The sequence below is a fragment of the Methyloversatilis sp. NSM2 genome, assembly GCF_038066675.1.
Classification (GTDB): Bacteria; Pseudomonadota; Gammaproteobacteria; order Burkholderiales; family Rhodocyclaceae; genus Methyloversatilis; species Methyloversatilis discipulorum_A.
Genome location: NZ_JBBUKV010000001.1, coordinates 703936 through 721797, shown reverse-complemented (window position 1 = coordinate 721797; position 17862 = coordinate 703936). Strand labels below are relative to the sequence as shown.

The following is a 17862-nucleotide window of genomic DNA, read 5'->3' as shown; positions in this document are numbered from 1 at the left end:
CGCCGGTGTCAGCCGGTGACCGCTCGGCGCCGTGCGGCGCGCTGCAGCGCGTCGATGCAGGTCGTCACCCGTTCGCGCGCAGCGCTCAGCCTGAGCGCTGCGGCCTGTGCCGCGGCCGCGTCGCCGCGCTGCAGACAATCGATGATGTCGGCACCCAGTTCGTGCAGTTCGCGGTGCGCCACATCGAGACGCCGATATTCGTCGAGGCTGCCGTAGCGCTGTTCGCCCTCGGCGTGGAACCACAAACCGAAGCGGCATTGCGTCGGGTCACGCACCTCGACGTCGCTCAGGCGCGTCGTGTTGCCGGCGGCGATCGCCAGCACGTCGTCGGCCCAGCGGTTGAAGTCGCGTATCGCGGTAAACAGCGGCCGATCGTCGATATCCCAGCTGAAATCCCGCCACTCGGTCCACCGCGGATCCGGCACCCAGGCCGCCAGCCAGGGCAGCAGATCAGCGGCCGGCATCGGTCGCGCGATGCCGTAGCCCTGTATCTGGTGACAGCCCAGACGCATCAGCAGCAGCCCATGCTCCGGCGTCTCGACGCCTTCGGCCACGGACTCCCGCCGCAGCGCGCGCGCCAGCGCGATGACCGCCTGCACGACCTCGAAATCATCCTCGTCGTCCAGCATGTCGAGCACGAAGGATTTGTCGATCTTGACGACATCGACCGGCAGGCGACGCAGGTATCCGAGTGAGGCGTAGCCGACACCGAAGTCGTCGATCGCCACGCGCACGCCCAGCCGGCGGATGTCGCTGACGACGGAAGCGGCACGCTCGATGTCGTTCAGTGCCACCGATTCGACCACCTCGATCTCCAGCACCCGGCGCGGCAGCTGTGGCTGCTCGGCCAGCAGTTCGGCCAAACGCGTGACGAAACCCGGTGCCAGCAGGTGCGGCGCGGAAATATTGACCGACACGCTGAAGCGCGCCCCCGCCGCCCACCAGTTCGACAGGTGGCGCAGCGCGTCGCGGATCACCCACTCGCCGAGGCGGTGGATTTCCAGATCGTTGTCGATCAGTGGCAGAAAGCTGTCCGGCGGCAGCAGACCCTCCTCCGGGTGCTGCCAGCGCACCAGCGCCTCGGCGCTGACCATGCGCCCTTCGCGCATGTCGACGCGCGGCTGGAAGTACAGCCTCATTTCGCCGTGCGTGATCGCCTCGCCGATGCGCTCCTTGCGGCGCAGGCGCTCGACCGACTCCTGGCTGTGCTCGAAATCGAACAGCCGGTAGCAGCGCCCGCCGGCCTGCTTGGCCGCGTACATGGCCTGGTCCGCGTGGCGCAGCAGTGCGTCGGCCTCGCTGTCGTTGAGCGGGTAGAGCGTGACGCCGATGCTGGCCGGCGTGCTCACCTCCTCGCCGGCGAGATGCAGCGGCTCGGCCAGCGCGGCCAGCATGCGTTCGAGACAGGCTTCCATCTCGCCGGCATCGCCGAGCGAACCGAGCAGCACGACGAATTCGTCGCCGCCCAGCCGCGCCACCGTGTCGTCCATGCGCACCGACACGCTGAGGCGGTGCGCGATGGCCTGCAGCAGTTCGTCACCAGCTTCGTGGCCGAGCCGGTCATTGACCGCCTTGAATTCGTCGAGGTCGAGCACGCATACCGCGAGCAGCTTGTCCTGGCGGCGGGCGCGCGCCATGGCCTGAGTCAGGCGATCCTCCAGCAGCAGCCGGTTGGCCAGACCGGTCAGCGGGTCGTGCGTCGCCTGCCAGCGCAGTCGCTCCTGCATGCGATGGCGGTCGGTGGCGTCACGGAACACGACGACCGCGCCACAGACGCCGCCCTGCGCATCGCGTATCGGCGCGGCCGAGTCCTCGACCACACGTTCCTCGCCACTGCGCGACACCAGCAGCGTCTCGCCTTCAAGCGGCGTCACGACCTGCTGGCGCAGCACCTCGATCGCCGAATCGGGACGAGGCTGGCGGGTGACGCCGTCGACCAGGCGCAGCACCTCGGCCAGTGGTCGGCCCGCCGCCTCGTCGTTGGACCAGCCGGTCAGGTGCTCGGCAACCGGATTCAGGAAATCGATGCGGCCGTCCTCGCCGGTCGAGATCACCGCATCGCCGATCGACAGCAGAGTGACGCGCAGCCGCTCTTTCTCCGCCGACAGATTCCGCTCCAGCCTGATGCGGGCCGAAATGTCACGCAGCGTCCACAGCGCCCCCTGCTGCGCGTCGCCGACGCGGATGGGCAGGAAATCGCGCTCGATCACGCGGCCGTCCTTCAGGTGCACGCGCTCACCGATCACCGCCTCGCCACGCTGCGCGATCTCGAGCGCGCGCTGTACACCGGCCGCGCCATCGGCGAACAGCGCCTGCGCGCCGGCCAGCATGTCCTCGCGCCGACGACCGATCAGGCTGGCGGGGTCTTCCATCACGGACAGCAGATCGCAGAAGGCGTGGTTGCACAGCGCGATACGTCCGTCCGCGTCCTCCATCACGACGCCGATGTACATCTGCGCGAGCAGGCTGTAGAGGCGCGACCGCTCGAGCGCAAGGCCGGCTTCGGCCTCCTTCAGAGGCGTGATGTCGGTGTGGGTGCCACTCATCCGCCGGGCGTGTCCGCTGGCATCGCGCACCGCCGATCCGCGCGACATGATCCAGCGCCAGCCACCGTCGCGATGGCGCGCGCGGATAATGATCTCGAAAACCGGAATGCGCCCTTCGAGGTAGTCGTTGATACGGTCGAGCAGGCGCGGCAGATCGTCCGGGTGAACGCGATCGAGAAAGGCGTCGGGGCGATTGCCCAGCTCGTCGTCGGAATAGCCGAGCATCTGCTTCCAGCGTGGCGAGTAATAGACATCGTTGCTCGCCAGGTCCCAGTCCCACACGCCGTCGTTCGAGCCCTTGACGGCGAGCTCGAGCCGCTCCTGCGTCTGCTGCAGCACGCGATCGTTGCGCATCAGCGTATCGAGCGTGTCGTTGATGCCGTCGAGCAGATGACCAAGTTCGTCCTGGCGGCGATGCGTCAGCCGCTGCGACAGATCGCCTTCGCGTACCCGCTCGAACAGGCCATGTGCGCGGCGCAGGTCCGCGGTCAGACCGCGCGCCAGCAGCATCGCCAGCAGGGTGCTGATGGCGATGGCCGTCAGTGCGTAGAGCGCGCCATCGAACACCGCGCGCTGCAGCGCCGCCGCCTCGCTCTGGTGGTTGCGCGCGATGCGCACCCAGCCGACCAGCCGGTCACCGTAGTGCACGGGCGCCATCGCGTCGCTCAGTTCCGCCGTCTGCTGCAGCAGCCGCGCCCCCTCCCCGACGCCTGCCGACAGCGCGGACCGGCTGAGCGCGTCGGACAGCACCGTACCGCTGCGCTCGGCCTCGGTATGGACCAGCACCCGCCCGTCAGGGTCCAGATACATCGCGTATTCGATACCGGGCGAGCTGCTCACGCTCTGCAGCAGCTCGTCGAGACCGGCGAGATCGTTCGCCAGCACCCATTCCCGGCCGCTGCGCGACAGCAGTTCGACCTCGGCCAGCAGCGCCTCGCGCGACTGCGCCAGCAGCACCTCGCGCTCCCGGCGAACCAGATCGCTGACGAAGAACAAAATCAGTACCGCTTGCAGCACGGCGATCGACAACACCAGCCGACGCGTCAGCGACGCCGTGAGCAGCGCACGCAGTCGGGCAACGAAGGTAGCGACGAGCGTCATCGTCCGATCGGGCCAATCAGTTCCGCATAGCGGACGAGCATCGCCTGCACCGGCGCATAGCGAGCATCGGTCGCCGGCTCGAAGCCGGCAATCTCGGCATTGACCAGCAGTCGCCGCCCTTCTTCGGTCGCCGCCAGACCGAACAGGAACTGCGCAACACGTTCGACCAGTTCAGGCTCCAGATCTGTCCGCGCCATCAGGCTGTTGTTCGGAAGGTTGTCGGTGACCCAGGCGACCTCGAGCCGGGCTGCGAGCTCCGGGTAGTCCTTCTGGAACGCACGCCAGGGCGGCGGCCAGGTGGCGCCAGCGTCAACCAGGCCACGCGCCACGTTCAGGATACTGGATTCCTGCGAGCCGACCGTCCTGACGTCGAGCTGGCGTGCAACGTCGAGACCCGCCTCGCGCAGATGCAGCAGCGGCAGCATGCAGGCCGCCACCGCGGTGCGCGCAGGACAGCTGAAGGTCGCCCCGCGCAGGTCGAGCGGCTGCCGGATCGGACTGTCGCGGCGCCGCAGTATCAGACCATGAAAGTCTTCGTCGCCAGACACCTTGCCGAAGACGCGGTAGGCGGGCGCCGCGACCGAAACCGTCTGATAGGGATTGGGCAGTGCCAGATCGAGCGTCCGCTCGCGCAGTTTGCGTTCGTAATCCGCGTAATCGCGCGAGGCCTCCAGACGGATCACGACATCGGGCAGCGCTTCGTTGAGCGCTTCGACGATAGGGCCGTAAAGCGCCATAAGACGCCCTGGGTTGTGCAGAGGGTGCACGCCGAAGCTGAGGCGACGCAACTGCGGCACCGCATCGGCTCGTGAGTACTCGGGCCGCTGTACCACCGGCGCGTCGTCGGCGCAGCCGGACAGCAGCGAGACGGTCATCACGCCCAGTACAGCGCACACGCCGCGGCGCAGCGTATCGACGCATCGCCGCTGCATTCGAGCGGCTTCGGGCACCGTCGCAGTTATCAAGGGGTCTCCTGTTCCGCTTCCACGTCAGTGCGCATCATGCATTCACTTCGTAGCGGATAACGTCAGTCCGTGAGCCTTACTGAAGCACCGCCGGCAATCGCTGCTCACGTGCAAACAATGCATCGATGAAAATACCGTTTGCGTCGCGCGCGCTATTCCCGTATAAGCACGTCTGTAGGTGATTTCAAGCATGAACGTGTTGTGCGTCGGTTCTCGATTTTCAAGTCAGTACTCCGCTTGCCATATTCCCCTTGAGGTTTCCCTGCGCTACGGTCTTCGCGTGTCGCGAAGACTTGTTCAAAACTACGTATTCAAAGGAATTCAAAAATGGCAACTGGTACTGTCAAGTGGTTCAATGACGCCAAGGGTTTCGGTTTCATCTCCCCGGACGACGGCGGTGAAGACCTGTTCGCGCACTTCTCCGCGATCCAGGGCAACGGCTTCAAGTCGCTGCAAGAAAACCAGAAGGTGTCGTTCGAAGTGACCCGCGGCCCGAAGGGTCTGCAGGCCTCCGAAATCAAGCCGCTCTGATTCTTCAGACGGTTTGAGATCGCCGCAAGGCGATCCGCACTGAAAAAAAAGCGCATCTCACGGTGCGCTTTTTTTTCGCCTACAGCTCTCGTCCGGCAAATGGCATAGGCGAAAAAAAGCCCCGCCGAAGCGGGGCTTCCTGCTACAGCGCCGATTACTTCTCCTTGGCGTGCGCAGCGAACTTCAACCAGGTATCGACCACCGTGTCCGGGTTCAGCGACACGCTCTGGATGCCCTCGTCCATCAGCCACAGCGCGAAATCCGCGTGGTCGGACGGGCCCTGGCCGCAGATGCCGACATACTTGCCCAGACGGTTGGCGGTACGGATCGCCATCGACAGCAGCTGCTTGACCGCCGGGTCGCGCTCGTCGAAGGCGCCGGCCACCAGGCCGGAGTCGCGGTCCAGGCCCAGCGTGAGCTGGGTCAGGTCGTTGGAACCGATCGAGAAGCCGTCGAAGTGCTCGAGGAACTGCTCGGCCAGCAGTGCGTTGGACGGGATCTCGCACATCATGATCAGGCGCAGGCCGTTCTCGCCACGCTTCAGACCGTGCTCGCCGAGCAGCTTCACCACTTCGGCAGCCTCGCCGACGTTGCGCACGAAGGGCACCATCAGTTCGACGTTGGTCAGGCCCAGCTCGTCGCGCACGCGACGCATCGCGCGGCACTCGAGTTCGAAGCAGTCGCGGAAGCTGTGCGCGATGTAGCGCGACGCACCGCGGAAGCCCAACATCGGGTTCTCTTCGTCCGGCTCGTAGATGTCGCCGCCGAGCAGCTTCTTGTACTCGTTGGACTTGAAGTCGGACAGACGCACGATGACCGGCTTCGGCCAGAAGGCGGCGGCGATGGTGGCCACGCCTTCGACCAGCTTGTCCACGAAGAAAGCTTCCGGATTTGCGTAACCGCGGGCGCGACGGCGGATTTCCTCACGCAGGCGGGCCGGCGCCTGGTCGATTTCGAGAATCGCCTTCGGGTGGATACCGATGGTGTTGTTGATGACGAATTCGAGACGGGCCAAACCCACGCCGGCATTCGGCAGCTGGCAGAAATCGAAGGCCAGTTCCGGATTGCCGACGTTCATCATCACCTTGAGGTCGAGGTCGGGCAGATTGGACAGGTCGGAGGTGACCACCTCGAAATCGAGGCGACCGCGATAGATGTTGCCGGTATCGCCCTCGGCGCAGCTGGCGGTGACTTCCTCGCCTTCAGTCAGCGTTTCGGTCGCGTCGCCGCAGCCGACGATGGCCGGGATGCCCAGTTCGCGGGCGATGATGGCCGCGTGGCAGGTACGGCCACCGCGATTGGTGACGATGGCGGCGGCCTTCTTCATGACCGGTTCCCAGTTCGGGTCGGTCATGTCGGTGACGAGCACGTCGCCAGCCTGCACTTTGTCCATCTCGGCTGCGCTTTCGACGATGCGCACCGGACCGGCGCCGATCTTCTGGCCGATGGCACGGCCGCTGGCCAGCACCTTGCCGTACTGCTTCAGGCGGAACTTCTGCTGCGACATGCCGGATTCGTGCGATTTCACGGTCTCCGGACGCGCCTGCAGGATGTAGAGCTGGCCGTCGACGCCATCCAGACCCCACTCGATATCCATCGGACGGCCGTAGTGCGCTTCGATGGTCATCGCGTAGCGCGCCAGTTCGAGCACCTGTTCGTCGGTCAGCGAGAAGCGCTGGCGATCGGCGTCGGTCACGTCGACCGTCTGCACGCTGCGACCCGCGGCCGCGGTGGCAGCGAACTCCATCTTGATCATCTTGCTGCCGAGGGTGCGACGGATCACCGCCGGGCGACCCTGGGCCAGCATGGGCTTGTGGACGTAGAACTCGTCCGGATTGACCGCGCCCTGCACCACGGTCTCACCCAGACCGTAGCTGGAGGTGATGAACACGACGTCGCGGAAGCCGGATTCGGTGTCCAGCGTGAACATGACGCCGGCCGCCCCCTTGTCCGAGCGCACCATGCGCTGCACGCCGGCCGACAGCGCGACACCCGCGTGCATGAAGCCCTTGTGCGCGCGGTAGCTGATCGCGCGGTCGTTGTAGAGCGATGCGAACACCTCGCGGATCGCGTGCAGCACGTTGTCGATGCCGGAAATGTTCAGGAAGGTTTCCTGCTGGCCGGCGAAGGACGCATCCGGCAGATCCTCGGCGGTGGCCGAACTGCGCACCGCGAACGAGCCATTGCCGGCGGCGTCGAGCTGCGCGTAGAAGCTGCGGATGTCGGCTTCGAGCTGGGCCGGGAACGGGGTGTCCATCATCCACTGACGGATCTGCGCGCCGGTACGGGCCAGCGCATTGACGTCATCGACATCCAGCGCCTCAAGGGCGGCGTGGATGCGATCGGCCAGGCCGTCCTGCGCCAGAAACTCACGGAAGGCTTCAGCCGTGGTGGCAAAACCTCCGGGTACGCGCACGGACTTGGGGAGCTGGCTGATCATTTCGCCCAGCGACGCATTCTTGCCACCGACGCTTTCGACGTCGGTCATGCGCAGCTGTTCGAACGGGATGACGTAGCGAGACATGGGTATCCTCTCTTGAACATGGGGCGATCGCTTGTTGCGGCGACCGTGTACTTTCCTGTCGCACCGGGTGGGTGCGCGGGAAGCCGGCATTCTAGTTAAAGTCGCTGTTGCGCTGCGGAAATTTTTCCGTCCAACGTGATGTTTACGTTCTGATTCCTGAGCAAATGGCCATGAGAACCGTCTTCTTCATCTCCGACAGTACCGGCATCACCGCAGAAACCCTGGGCCGCAGCCTGCTCTCCCAGTTCGAGGGCATGAAATTCCGGCAAACCCGTGTTCCCTTCGTCGATTCGGTCGATAACGCGCTCGATTGTGTCGAACGGATGACCGAAGCCAAGATGCGCGACGGCGAGCGACCCATCGTCGTCACCTCGATCGTCAATGCCGAGGTGGCGCGCACGGTGCGCCAGGCCGATGCGCTCTTTCTCGACATGTTCGAGCACTTCGTCGGCCCGCTGGAGGAAGAGCTGGGCCAGGCGGCGAACCACAATGTCGGCCGTCAGAAGGGCATGGAAGAAAGCGCCGACTACCAGCGCCGCATCGAGGCGATCAATTTTTCGCTGGCACACGACGACGGGATGTCGCACAAGGAACTGGCACAGGCCGACGTGATCCTGGTCGGCGTATCGCGCTCCGGCAAGACGCCGACCAGCCTCTACATGGCGATGCAGTTCGGCGTGAAGGTCGCCAACTATCCGTTGATTCCCGAGGATTTCGAACGCAACAAGCTGCCGACCGAGCTGGTGAAGTACCGCGCCAAGCTGTTCGGTCTGACCATCTCGCCGGAGCGGCTGTCGCAGATCCGCGAGGAGCGCCGGCGCGGCAGCCACTACGCCTCGATCGAGAACTGCCGCTTCGAGGTCGAGGCGGCACAGAAGCTGATGCGTATGGAAGGCATACGCTGGCTCGACTCGACCCACAAATCGATCGAGGAAATTGCCGCCATCGTGCTGCAGGCGGTGCAGGTGGACGAGAACGCCTACTGATGGAGCGAATAGGCCGCAACGCTGTCGCGACACGGCAGCGCTGACCACGGCAGGCCCTCCTCGTCGTCCAGCGGTCCATGCAGCAGACGGGCGTAGCGCCGCGCCGCGGTCGCCACGTCCTAATCGCGGGCAACGTCGGCGCGCGCCTCACGTCCGTAGCGCTCGGCAGTTGCCGCGTCGTCGAGCAGTCCGATCGCCGCATCGCCCAATGCTGCGGGGTTCGCCGCCTCCACCAGGCATCCGCTCACGCCGTCACGCAGCACCTCGCGGGCCGGCGCATGTCCCGGCGCAACCACGGCGCAGCCGTTCGCCATCGCCTCGAGCACCGACTGCGAGCTCCGGCCCGCGTGCAGGTGCACCGTGGACAAGGCCAGCAGAGCACCCCGACGCGCCTCTCCCGGGTCATCGACGAGATCGATACGGGCGATGTCGGCCGCGCTGCCGCTGACCGATGGAAGCGGGCGCCCGATGACCAGTACCCGACAATCGGCGCGGGCGCGCAGCACCTGTTCGAGCGCGCCGGCGAGCGCCTGCGCATCGTCCGGGTCGGCCCAATCTTCCATCAGCACGCTGAGCATGGGCTCGCCACGAAAAAGCGGACGGCCATCCCGGCTGAGCACCTTGCCGACGGCGAGAGGCTGGGCGCTGGCAATGCCTTCGTGGATGACATCGATGCGCGAACGCAGCACCTCCGGATGGCGGTCGCGCTGCCACCAGCTCGAGCAGACGACCGCGTCGAAGCCGGCCGCGTCGGCCGGATCAGTCCGCTCATCGACATGAAGGACCTGATGCGCTTCGGGAAAATCGCGCAGCACCCGCGCCGCCGTTCCGGGATCGGTATCCACCAGCACCGCGTGCGGACGCATCGCCGAGGTCGGCAGGCGCATCGACGCCGGACTTGTGGCCGAACGCACCTGCCAGCCGGGAAGCTGCGCCCAGTGCGGAATGAGCGGACTGAACCGCCCGCGTGCAGCACGTTGCACGACCAGCAAGCGGAATTCGCGCCGCGGAGAGCCCTCGGTCACGCGGGGAAAGAACACTGATGAGCACACTCGGGCCATGCCAGCCTCCTTCAGTCTGCCTCGCGACGACCCCATGCCGACGCGCCGCCGGAAACAGCGACGCTACACGGGACGATGAAGCCGAAGAATAATGCAAATGTACTAATCCGGCGGTAAATCCCAGGCTGTGGTGCAATAGCCGTCCGTACCAGACTGCATTTCGCACCATGTTCAACCCCTCCCGCGACCAGGCGCGCCAGTTCTTCCTCGACACCTGGGCCAAGCGCGGCGGCAATCAGCCGCTGACGCAGATGGAAACGCTGGCACTGACCCTGATGGGCCGTCATCCGGAGTACCACGCGCTGCTCGATCAGGGCGAACGCGCGCTGACGCGTGAGTACCCTCCGGAACTGGGCGAAACCAACCCCTTCCTGCACCTGTCGCTGCATCTGGCGATCGAGGAACAGCTGGCGATCGACCAGCCGCCGGGCATACGCGCCGCCTTCGAGGCCCAACGCGCAAGGCTGGGCGACGAACACGAGGCGCTGCACCGTGTGCTGGACTGCCTCGGCGAGACGATCTGGCGCGCGCAGCGTGATCGCCAGCCACCGGACGGCGCGGCCTACGTTGCCTGCGTCCGCGCAGGACTGGACGACTGAAGCACGTCAGGCGCTAACATGTGCGCCCTCTTCTCCAGTCGCTGCATGCAATGACCTCGACCGACGCCTCCGTTCACACCATAGACTTTCACGGTCAGCCCGCGCTCGAACTGCGCGCACCCGACGGTGCCCTCTGCGTGGTCAGCCTGTTCGGTGCGCAGGTACTGTCCTGGGTGCCGGTCGGCGGCAAGGAACGGCTGTATCTGTCGCCGCAGGCGCGCTTCGACGGCCGGAGCGCGCTGCGTGGCGGCATTCCGGTCATCTTCCCGCAGTTCGCCGAGCGCGGCAGCGGCCCGCGCCACGGTTTCGCGCGCACCCTGGTCTGGCAGGTCGATCAGACCCGCGTATCGAAGGACTTCGCCATCGCGACGCTGCGCCTGACCGACGACGAAGCAACGCGCGCGGTGTGGCCACACGCCTTTGCGCTGGAACTGACCGTGGTGATCGGCGGCAACCGGCTCGACCTCGAACTTTCGGTCGAGAACACGGGTGACACCGCCTTCGACTTTGCCGCCGCGCTGCACAGCTATCTGCGCGTCGCCGAGGTCGAGAACTGCCGCCTCGAAGGCCTGCGCAACACGCGTTATCTCGACGCCACCGACGGCGACAAGGCGAAGGACGACAAATTGGACGCACTCATCGTCGAGGACGAGGTCGATCGCCTCTACCGCCGCGCGCCCGACACGGTCGTGCTGCACGACGGCGCCCGTGCCTTCGGTTTCCAGAGCGAGGGATTCCCGGATCTGGTCGTATGGAATCCGTGGGAACACAAGTGCCGGGCACTGAACGACATGCCCGACCTCGATTTCCGCCGCATGATCTGCATCGAGCCGGCGATCGCCGAGCGCCCGCAGACGCTGGCCGCCGGAGAACAGTGGAGCGGTCGCCACACCATAGTCGCCGCCTGACGGAAAAGAGGACGGAAAGAAAAAGGGCACCCGCAGGTGCCCTTTTTGCGTGACGCAGCGGCTCAGCCCAGCGCCTGACGCACCTGATCCAGCGTCGTCGGATCGTCCAGCGTGGTCAGGTCGCCCGGGTCGCGCCCTTCCGCAATGGCCTGGATGGATCGACGCAGCATCTTGCCGGAGCGGGTCTTGGGCAGACCATTGACGAACACGACCCGGCTCGGGCGCGCGATCGCGCCGAGCAGGCCGTCCACGGTCTGCATCACTTCCTTCTCCAGCTTGGCGCGGTCATCCGCAGTTGCGGTCCGGGCCGGGTCCTTCACCACCGCAAAAGCCAGTGGCATCTGACCCTTCAGCTGATCGGCGACGCCGACCACGGCAACCTCGGCAATGGCCGAATGCGCCTGGATGGCTTCCTCGATCTCGCGCGTGCCCAGGCGGTGCCCGGCCACGTTGATTACGTCGTCGGTGCGACCGAGGATCTTGTGATACCCGGCCTCGTCGCGGATGCCCCAGTCGAAGGACGAATAGACCAGCGGCGACTTGAACAGCGAGAAATAGGTGCGGACGAAACGGTCGTCGTCACCCCAGACGGTGGACAGGCAGCCGGGCGGCAGCGGCGGCACGATGCCGACGATGCCCTTCTCGTTCGGACCGCATTCGCTGCCGTCCTCGCGGAAGATGCGCAGGTCGTAGCCATATACCGGCGCACCCGGAGAGCCGAGCTGGATCGGCGTCTTCTCGACGCCCGGCAGCTCGCACAGGATGGGCCAGCCGGTTTCGGTCTGCCAGTAGTTGTCGATGACCGGCTTGTCGAGTGCGGTCATCAGCCATTCGTGCGTCGGCTCGTCCAGTGGTTCGCCAGCGAGGAAGATGTGGCGCAGCGACGACAGGTCGTGCTTCTTCAGGTAGGCGGGATCCTGCTTCTTCAGCACGCGCGCGGCAGTCGGTGCCGAGAACATGACCGTCACCTTGTACTTCTCGACCAGGCTCCACCAGATGCCGGGATCCGGGCGCAGCGGCGTGCCTTCGTACATCAGCGTCGCCATGCCGGCGATCAGTGGACCGTAGATGATGTAGGAGTGACCCACCACCCAGCCGATGTCCGATGTCGTGAACATCGTTTCGCCCGGGTTGCCGCAGTAGATGTGCTTCATCGACGCGGCCAGCGCCACCGCGTAGCCGCCGGTGTCGCGCTGCACGCCCTTCGGCTTGCCGGTGGTGCCCGAGGTGTACAGGATGTAGGAGGGCTCGCTCGACTCCAGCCAGGCGCAGGGCACTTTCGCATCCATGTGCTGTGCGCGCAGCGTCGCGTAATCGACGTCGCGGCCTTCGGTGCGCGGGAAATCCTTTTCCAGCCCGCGATCGACCATGAGCACTTTCTGCGGCGGATGCTCGGCCAGCGAGCAGGCCTCGTCCAGCAGGTGCTTGTAGGGCACGACCTTGCCGCCCCGCATGCCGGCCTCGGCCGACACGATCACCTTGGGCTTCGCGTCATCGATGCGTGTGGCCAGCGAACCGGAAGCGAAGCCGCCGAACACCACCGAGTGAATGGCGCCGATGCGCGCGCACGCCAGCATCGCGAAAGCGGCCTCGGCAATCATTGGCATGTAGATCAGCACGCGGTCGCCGCGGCCCACGCCGAGCGACTGCAGGATGGCCGCCGTGCGCTCGACCTCGCGCTGCAGTTCGGCAAAGGTGTAGGTCTTCTCGGTGTCGGTTTCGGTCGACACGAAGATCAGCGCCGGCGCGTCGGGACGCTGCGCGGCGTGACGGTCGACCGCGTTGTGGCACAGATTGGTGGTACCGCCGACGAACCACTTGGCAAAAGGCGGACGGGAAAAATCGCAGATCTGCTGCGGCGGCGCCTGCCAGTCGATCAGACCGGCCTGCTCGGCCCAGAACTCATCGCGTTTGGCGATAGAGCGGGCACGGAACTCCTTGCTTGCTGACATTCAACTCCTCCAACCCCGCACCACTGTGAATTGACCTGATTGATCTTTTTTATTGTGTGTTTCGCTTGTCGACCTAGCCTGGCTGCTGCTTGCCGAGGAGCGAAGTATCGGCTTCGGCTGCGTGCTCGCGCAAGCAGTCGAGCGGAATGTTGCAGTCGTACTTGACTCCGATCAATTCCAGCAGCGGCAGCAGCCGGTAGATCAGCGCCGGCAGTTGCGGCTCGATCTCGGCCTGTGCGCCCGACTTGATCAGCAGCAGCGCACGCTCGATGCTGACGATGCCGGCCGTCCACGCGAATTTCTGCGGCTCGCCGCCGGTGCTTCGCACCGCGTTGCCGCCCTCGCGGTGCGCCAGATCGGCACGCGCCACGGCCAGGCCCAGCATCTGCGACACCGACTCAGCCTGGTCGGCCAGACTGTTGGCGACGCCGATGTTCAGACTGATGCGCAGTGTCTGGCCGCGATACTGCATCGCCGTTGCGCCGATCACGCTGCGCATCCGGTTGGCAAACTGTTCAGCGCTCTGCAGGCTGATGTCCGGCGTGATGATGGCGAACTGGCCGTCGCCGATCTGCGAGAAGGTGTCTTCCTTGCGCACTTTCGTGGCCAGCACCTTGGCCAGCTTGCGCATGATGAGGTCGGTCACGTGGCGACCGAAGTTGCGGGTGATTTCGCCGAAGTTGTCGATGCCGACAATCAGCACGCTGACCTGACCGTGGTAGCGCGCCGCCGCAGACATCAGCTGCGCGCCGTGGATTTCCATGTACTGCGGCGTCGCCATGCCCGAATCCGGGTCGATCGGCGAGGCGGCGGCCAGCGCCTCGCGGCTGTCGGCCAGTTCGCGCGACGTCTTGCTGAGCCGGCTGGCCGATTCGATGCGCGACAGCAGTTCGACGGTACCGATGCCCTTGGTGATGAAGTCGGTGGCGCCGAGTGCCCGCGCACGCTCGCGCGCCGCGTCGTCCTCGTCGCCGGAAATCATGATCACCGGAATGTCGGCGATGCGCTGGATGTGCGAGGCGCGGATGCGTTCGAGCAGGCCGTAGCCGTCGAGGTGCGGCATGCTCAGATCCGACAGCACGACCTGGATCGAATCATCGACCAGCAGCGTCGCCCAGCCGGCTTCGCCATCGGCCTCCTCGCGGCACTCGAAGCGGTCGCGGATGCGTTTGATGATGGACGCGCGCACCATGCGCGAGTCGTCTACGACAAGCACCTTGGCGTGCATCACATCATCGCTGGGCGGGGAATCACTCATGGGCCGCGCGTCGGCTGGGATGGTCGGACCCGCGATTGTAGGGGAAGCCGGCGCGCTGTCGCGCAACATGTTGGCGGTGTCGGAAAACTTGGCAGATGGGGGTTGCGTCGGTATATTCCGGCCCCATGCTCCGAATATCCCTTCTCCGGATGTGGTTGTGCGCCGCGACTGCCTGCGCGCTCCTCGCCTCCCCCGCCGTTCGGGCCGAGCCCGCTCCGGCACCGGAAAGCAACGTATTCACGACGCTCTACGGCCCCTTCTCGGGCGAACGTGTACTCGAGCACGCCAATGCCGCGGCTGACGCGGTGACTGACCTGATCGACAACGGCCTGTCCCTGCTTGGCATCCGTTACCGTTTTGGCGGCAATACGCCGCAGAGCGGCTTCGACTGCAGCGGTTTCGTGCGCCATGTGTTTTCCGACGCGCTGGGCGTGCTGCTGCCGCGCACCGCGGTCGAAATGGCGCGGGTCGGTGAAACGATTCCGAAGGACGAACTGCAGCCGGGCGACCTGGTGTTCTTCAACACGCTGCGCCGTTCCTTCTCGCACGTCGGCATCTATCTCGGCGACAACAAGTTCATGCACGCCAATTCGCGCGGCGGCGGCGTGCGGGTCGACGACATGACCGGCCGCTACTGGGCCAAGCGCTTCAACGGCGCACGCCGGATCGACGTCGATCGGGGCAGCGACATTTCGCTGCGCTGATTCCTTCCGGCCGGCTTCACTTTGCGCGCGGACACGCCGCGCACTTGACCGCGCCGCACCCTTCCAACGCTGTTTTCAATGCACACACCGAACGGCGGCAGGCCACCACCGGCACGCCGCTGTCGCGTGCCGCGTCGCGATAGGCCTTCATCACGTTGTGGCCGAGAAAGTCGGTAAACAAAATCACCACGTCGGTGCCGCCGGGCAGGCGCTGCGCCTGCCGCTGGTGCTTGGGATCGCGACCGGTGATGTGATGACGGATCTTCAGGCCGAACTCGGCCAGCACCTCGGGAATGTTGCCGAGGCGATCGGCCCCGACCAGAACAGCGTCCATGCGAACATCCTTTTGAGAACGATTCGCATTCACGGTAGCGCAATTGCGAATGCTTTGCAATTGCGAATTGCTTCTGCTAATTTCCGGCCGCATCGTGACGCACTGATTCGCGCACGAAACTTGCGACCGTATCTCCTGGAGCGACCATGAAATCCCGACTCATCCGCCTCGCAACGGCGTTGACCGCCGCCTTCGCGCTGACCCCGGCGCTTGCGCAGGAAAAGGTGCTGAACCTCTACTCGGCCCGTCACTATCAGACGGACGAAGCGCTGTACTCGAACTTCACGCGCCAGACCGGCATCAAGATCAACCGCATCGAAGGCAAGGAAGACGAACTGGTCGAGCGCATCCGCAACGAGGGCGCCAACAGCCCGGCCGACGTGTTCATCACCGTTGACGCCTCGCGCCTGGCCCAGGCCGATGCGCTCGGCCTGTTCGCGCCGGTGAAGTCCGCCGTGCTCGAAGAGCGCATCCCGGCCCACCTGCGTGACCCGGAGAACAACTGGTTCGCGTTCTCGACCCGCGCCCGCGTCATCATCTACAACAAGATGAAGCTGAAGTCGGCCGACGTCGCCAATTACGAAGACTTGGCCAAGCCGGCGCTGAAGGGCAAGCTCTGTTCGCGCTCCGGCGCCCACCCGTACAACGTGTCGCTCGGCGCTGCGCTGATCCAGCACTGGGGTGAAGCCAAGACCGAAGAGTGGGCACGTGGCGTGGTCGCCAACTTCGCCCGCGCGCCCAAGGGCGGCGACACCGACCAGATCAAGGCGGTGGCGGCTGGCGAGTGTGACGTGGCCGTGTCGAACACCTACTATCTGGTGCGCCTGCTGCGCTCGGGCAAGGCGGAAGACCGCTCGATGATGGAGAAGGTCGGCGTCGTGTGGCCCAACCAATCCAGCTTCGGCACCCACATCAACATTTCCGGCGGCGGCATGCTGAAGACGGCGCCGAACAAGGACGCCGCGGTCAAGTTCCTGGAATACCTCGCCTCGGACGAAGCCCAGGCCTATTTCGCGAACGGCAACAACGAGTGGCCGGTGGTGAAGTCGGCCGTGGTGGCGAACCCGGAACTGAAGTCGCTCGGCAACTTCAAGGCCGACACGCTGAACGTGGGCGAACTGGCGCGCACGACGGCCCAGGCGCAGAAGGTGTTCGACCGTGCCGGCTATCGCTGATCCGGCGATCTAGGCCCATCAGCGAAGGCCCCGGTACCGCAAGGACCGGGGCCTTTGCACATCTGCGGACGCCGTAGAATCCGGTCACGTATCAAGGCCGGAGGTCGTCATGCTCGCGTCGCTCACCCTGCTGCTGGTGCTGCAGCTGATCGGGGAAGTGCTGGTCCAGTGGCTGGGGCTGCCGGTACCCGGCCCGGTGGTCGGCATGGCGCTGCTGTTTGCCGCCCTGATGATCCGTGGCGACACGCCGGCACCGCTGCGCGAGACGGCCAACACGCTGCTGCAGCACCTGTCGCTGCTGTTCGTACCGGCCGGCGCCGGCATCATGGTGCACGCCAGCCTGCTCGCCCGCGAGTGGCTGCCGACCTTGACTGCGGTCGTGCTGAGCTGCGCGATCACGCTGCTGCTCACCGCCGCCGTGCTGCGCCTCGGAGCGCGCGGGCGATGAGCGGCGAAATCCGCGAGCTTTGGGTCTATCTGGCGGCCAGCCCGCTGCTCGGCCTCACGCTGACTCTGCTGGCCTACCAGGCGGCGCATGCGCTCTACCTCAAGCTCGGATCGCACCCGCTGGCCAATCCGGTCGCTCTGGCGGTGGCGCTCATCGTCGCCCTGCTCACGCTGACCGGCACGCCCTACGCCGTCTATTTCGACGGCGCCCAGTTCGTCCATTTCCTGCTCGGCCCCGCCACGGTTGCCCTGGCTGTTCCGCTTTACGCACAGCTACCGCGGCTCAAGCAGCTGTTCGGACCGTCGATGCTGGCGCTGCTGGCCGGGTCGGTGGCGTCGGCGCTGTCCGTATGGTGGATCGCGCAGGCGCTCGGCGCCGAGCCGCGTACGCTGCTGTCGCTGGCGCCGAAATCGGTCACCACGCCGATCGCCATGGGCATTTCGGAAAAGATCGGTGGCCTGCCCTCGCTGACCGCCATCCTGGTCATCCTGACCGGCATCGTCGGTGCCGTCATCGGCCCCGCGCTGCTCAAGGCCACCGGCACCCGTGACCCGGCGGTAACCGGCTTCGCCATCGGCATGAGCGCCCATGGCATCGGCACCGCGCGCGCCTTCCAGCTCGGCGAGACGGCGGGCGCCTTCTCCGCGCTTGCAATGGGATTGAATGGTGTCGTCACGGCGATTGTCGTGCCGCTGATCGCCCGCTGGTTAAGCTGACCGTGCCGCCCCGAGCACAACATGGGCCATACTTACGCCCCTTGGCCTGCTCCC

General features: G+C 65.7%; 15 protein-coding genes. 8 read left to right on the top strand and 7 right to left on the bottom strand.

Translation table 11 applies throughout. The features are described from left to right. Positions 1–8: 8 nt before the first annotated feature. Both WJU27_RS03285 and WJU27_RS03280 read right to left on the bottom strand, forming a co-directional pair. Positions 9–3647: an EAL domain-containing protein gene (locus WJU27_RS03285; RefSeq protein ID WP_341421112.1), complete on the bottom strand. Its 3639-nt coding sequence runs from the start codon at positions 3645–3647 to the stop codon at positions 9–11. Then, on the bottom strand, positions 3644–4579 hold the full coding sequence (locus tag WJU27_RS03280) for a phosphate/phosphite/phosphonate ABC transporter substrate-binding protein (protein ID WP_341421111.1): 936 nt from the start codon (positions 4577–4579) through the stop codon (positions 3644–3646). The genes WJU27_RS03285 and WJU27_RS03280 overlap by 4 nt, the downstream gene beginning before the upstream one ends. 360 nt (positions 4580–4939) lie before the next feature. Between WJU27_RS03280 and WJU27_RS03275 the strand changes: the two genes are divergently transcribed. After that, a complete protein-coding gene (locus WJU27_RS03275; protein WP_019917894.1) occupies positions 4940–5143 on the top strand; it encodes a cold-shock protein in 204 nt (67 codons plus the stop codon). Positions 5144–5297: 154 nt separating this feature from the next. On the opposite strand, the gene ppsA is transcribed toward WJU27_RS03275, so the two are convergent. Then, entirely contained in the window at positions 5298–7667 is a 2370-nt protein-coding gene (gene ppsA, locus WJU27_RS03270) for a phosphoenolpyruvate synthase (RefSeq protein ID WP_296812095.1), read from the bottom strand. A 170-nt stretch (positions 7668–7837) separates the two neighbouring features. On the opposite strand from ppsA, the gene ppsR reads away from it, so the two are divergent. Further along, a complete protein-coding gene (ppsR, locus tag WJU27_RS03265) occupies positions 7838–8653 on the top strand; it encodes a posphoenolpyruvate synthetase regulatory kinase/phosphorylase PpsR (RefSeq protein ID WP_029143729.1) in 816 nt (271 codons plus the stop codon). A gap of 119 nt (positions 8654–8772) precedes the next feature. Here the strand turns inward: ppsR and WJU27_RS03260 are convergent, their stop codons facing one another. Continuing rightward, complete coding sequence (locus tag WJU27_RS03260) at positions 8773–9540, bottom strand: glycosyltransferase (protein WP_341421110.1); 768 nt, start codon at positions 9538–9540, stop codon at positions 8773–8775. Positions 9541–9881: 341 nt separating this feature from the next. Between WJU27_RS03260 and WJU27_RS03255 the strand changes: the two genes are divergently transcribed. Together WJU27_RS03255 and WJU27_RS03250 are read left to right on the top strand one after the other, a co-directional pair. Further along, positions 9882–10313, top strand: a complete 432-nt coding sequence (locus tag WJU27_RS03255; protein WP_020165002.1) for a DUF1841 family protein — start codon at positions 9882–9884, stop codon at positions 10311–10313. Between the two features lie 50 nt (positions 10314–10363). Further along, positions 10364–11221 carry a D-hexose-6-phosphate mutarotase gene (locus WJU27_RS03250; protein ID WP_020165003.1) on the top strand — a complete coding sequence of 286 codons (858 nt, stop codon included), beginning with the start codon at positions 10364–10366 and terminating at the stop codon, positions 11219–11221. A 62-nt stretch (positions 11222–11283) separates the two neighbouring features. Here the strand turns inward: WJU27_RS03250 and WJU27_RS03245 are convergent, their stop codons facing one another. Both WJU27_RS03245 and WJU27_RS03240 read right to left on the bottom strand, forming a co-directional pair. Next, the gene (locus WJU27_RS03245) at positions 11284–13173 is read right to left on the bottom strand and encodes a propionate--CoA ligase (protein ID WP_341421109.1); all 1890 of its coding nucleotides are present in this window, start codon (positions 13171–13173) and stop codon (positions 11284–11286) included. A 73-nt stretch (positions 13174–13246) separates the two neighbouring features. Then, on the bottom strand, positions 13247–14431 hold the full coding sequence (locus WJU27_RS03240; protein ID WP_043363884.1) for a GGDEF domain-containing response regulator: 1185 nt from the start codon (positions 14429–14431) through the stop codon (positions 13247–13249). A 149-nt stretch (positions 14432–14580) separates the two neighbouring features. On the opposite strand from WJU27_RS03240, the gene WJU27_RS03235 reads away from it, so the two are divergent. Then, entirely contained in the window at positions 14581–15135 is a 555-nt protein-coding gene (locus WJU27_RS03235; protein WP_341421621.1) for a C40 family peptidase, read from the top strand. Between the two features lie 16 nt (positions 15136–15151). Here the strand turns inward: WJU27_RS03235 and WJU27_RS03230 are convergent, their stop codons facing one another. Next, positions 15152–15502, bottom strand: coding sequence for a DUF2325 domain-containing protein (locus WJU27_RS03230; protein WP_296812111.1), 351 nt, complete (start codon positions 15500–15502; stop codon positions 15152–15154). 113 nt (positions 15503–15615) lie between these two features. Between WJU27_RS03230 and WJU27_RS03225 the strand changes: the two genes are divergently transcribed. The 3 genes from WJU27_RS03225 (at position 15616) to WJU27_RS03215 (ending at position 17808) form a co-directional block, all read left to right on the top strand. Next, positions 15616–16644 (top strand): Fe(3+) ABC transporter substrate-binding protein, encoded by a 1029-nt coding sequence (locus WJU27_RS03225; RefSeq protein WP_029143731.1) that lies wholly within the window; start codon positions 15616–15618, stop codon positions 16642–16644. Positions 16645–16753: 109 nt separating this feature from the next. Then, positions 16754–17092: a CidA/LrgA family protein gene (locus WJU27_RS03220; RefSeq protein WP_020165008.1), complete on the top strand. Its 339-nt coding sequence runs from the start codon at positions 16754–16756 to the stop codon at positions 17090–17092. Beyond that, positions 17089–17808 (top strand): LrgB family protein, encoded by a 720-nt coding sequence (locus WJU27_RS03215; RefSeq protein ID WP_341421108.1) that lies wholly within the window; start codon positions 17089–17091, stop codon positions 17806–17808. The genes WJU27_RS03220 and WJU27_RS03215 overlap by 4 nt, the downstream gene beginning before the upstream one ends. The last annotated feature ends 54 nt before the right edge of the window (positions 17809–17862 follow it).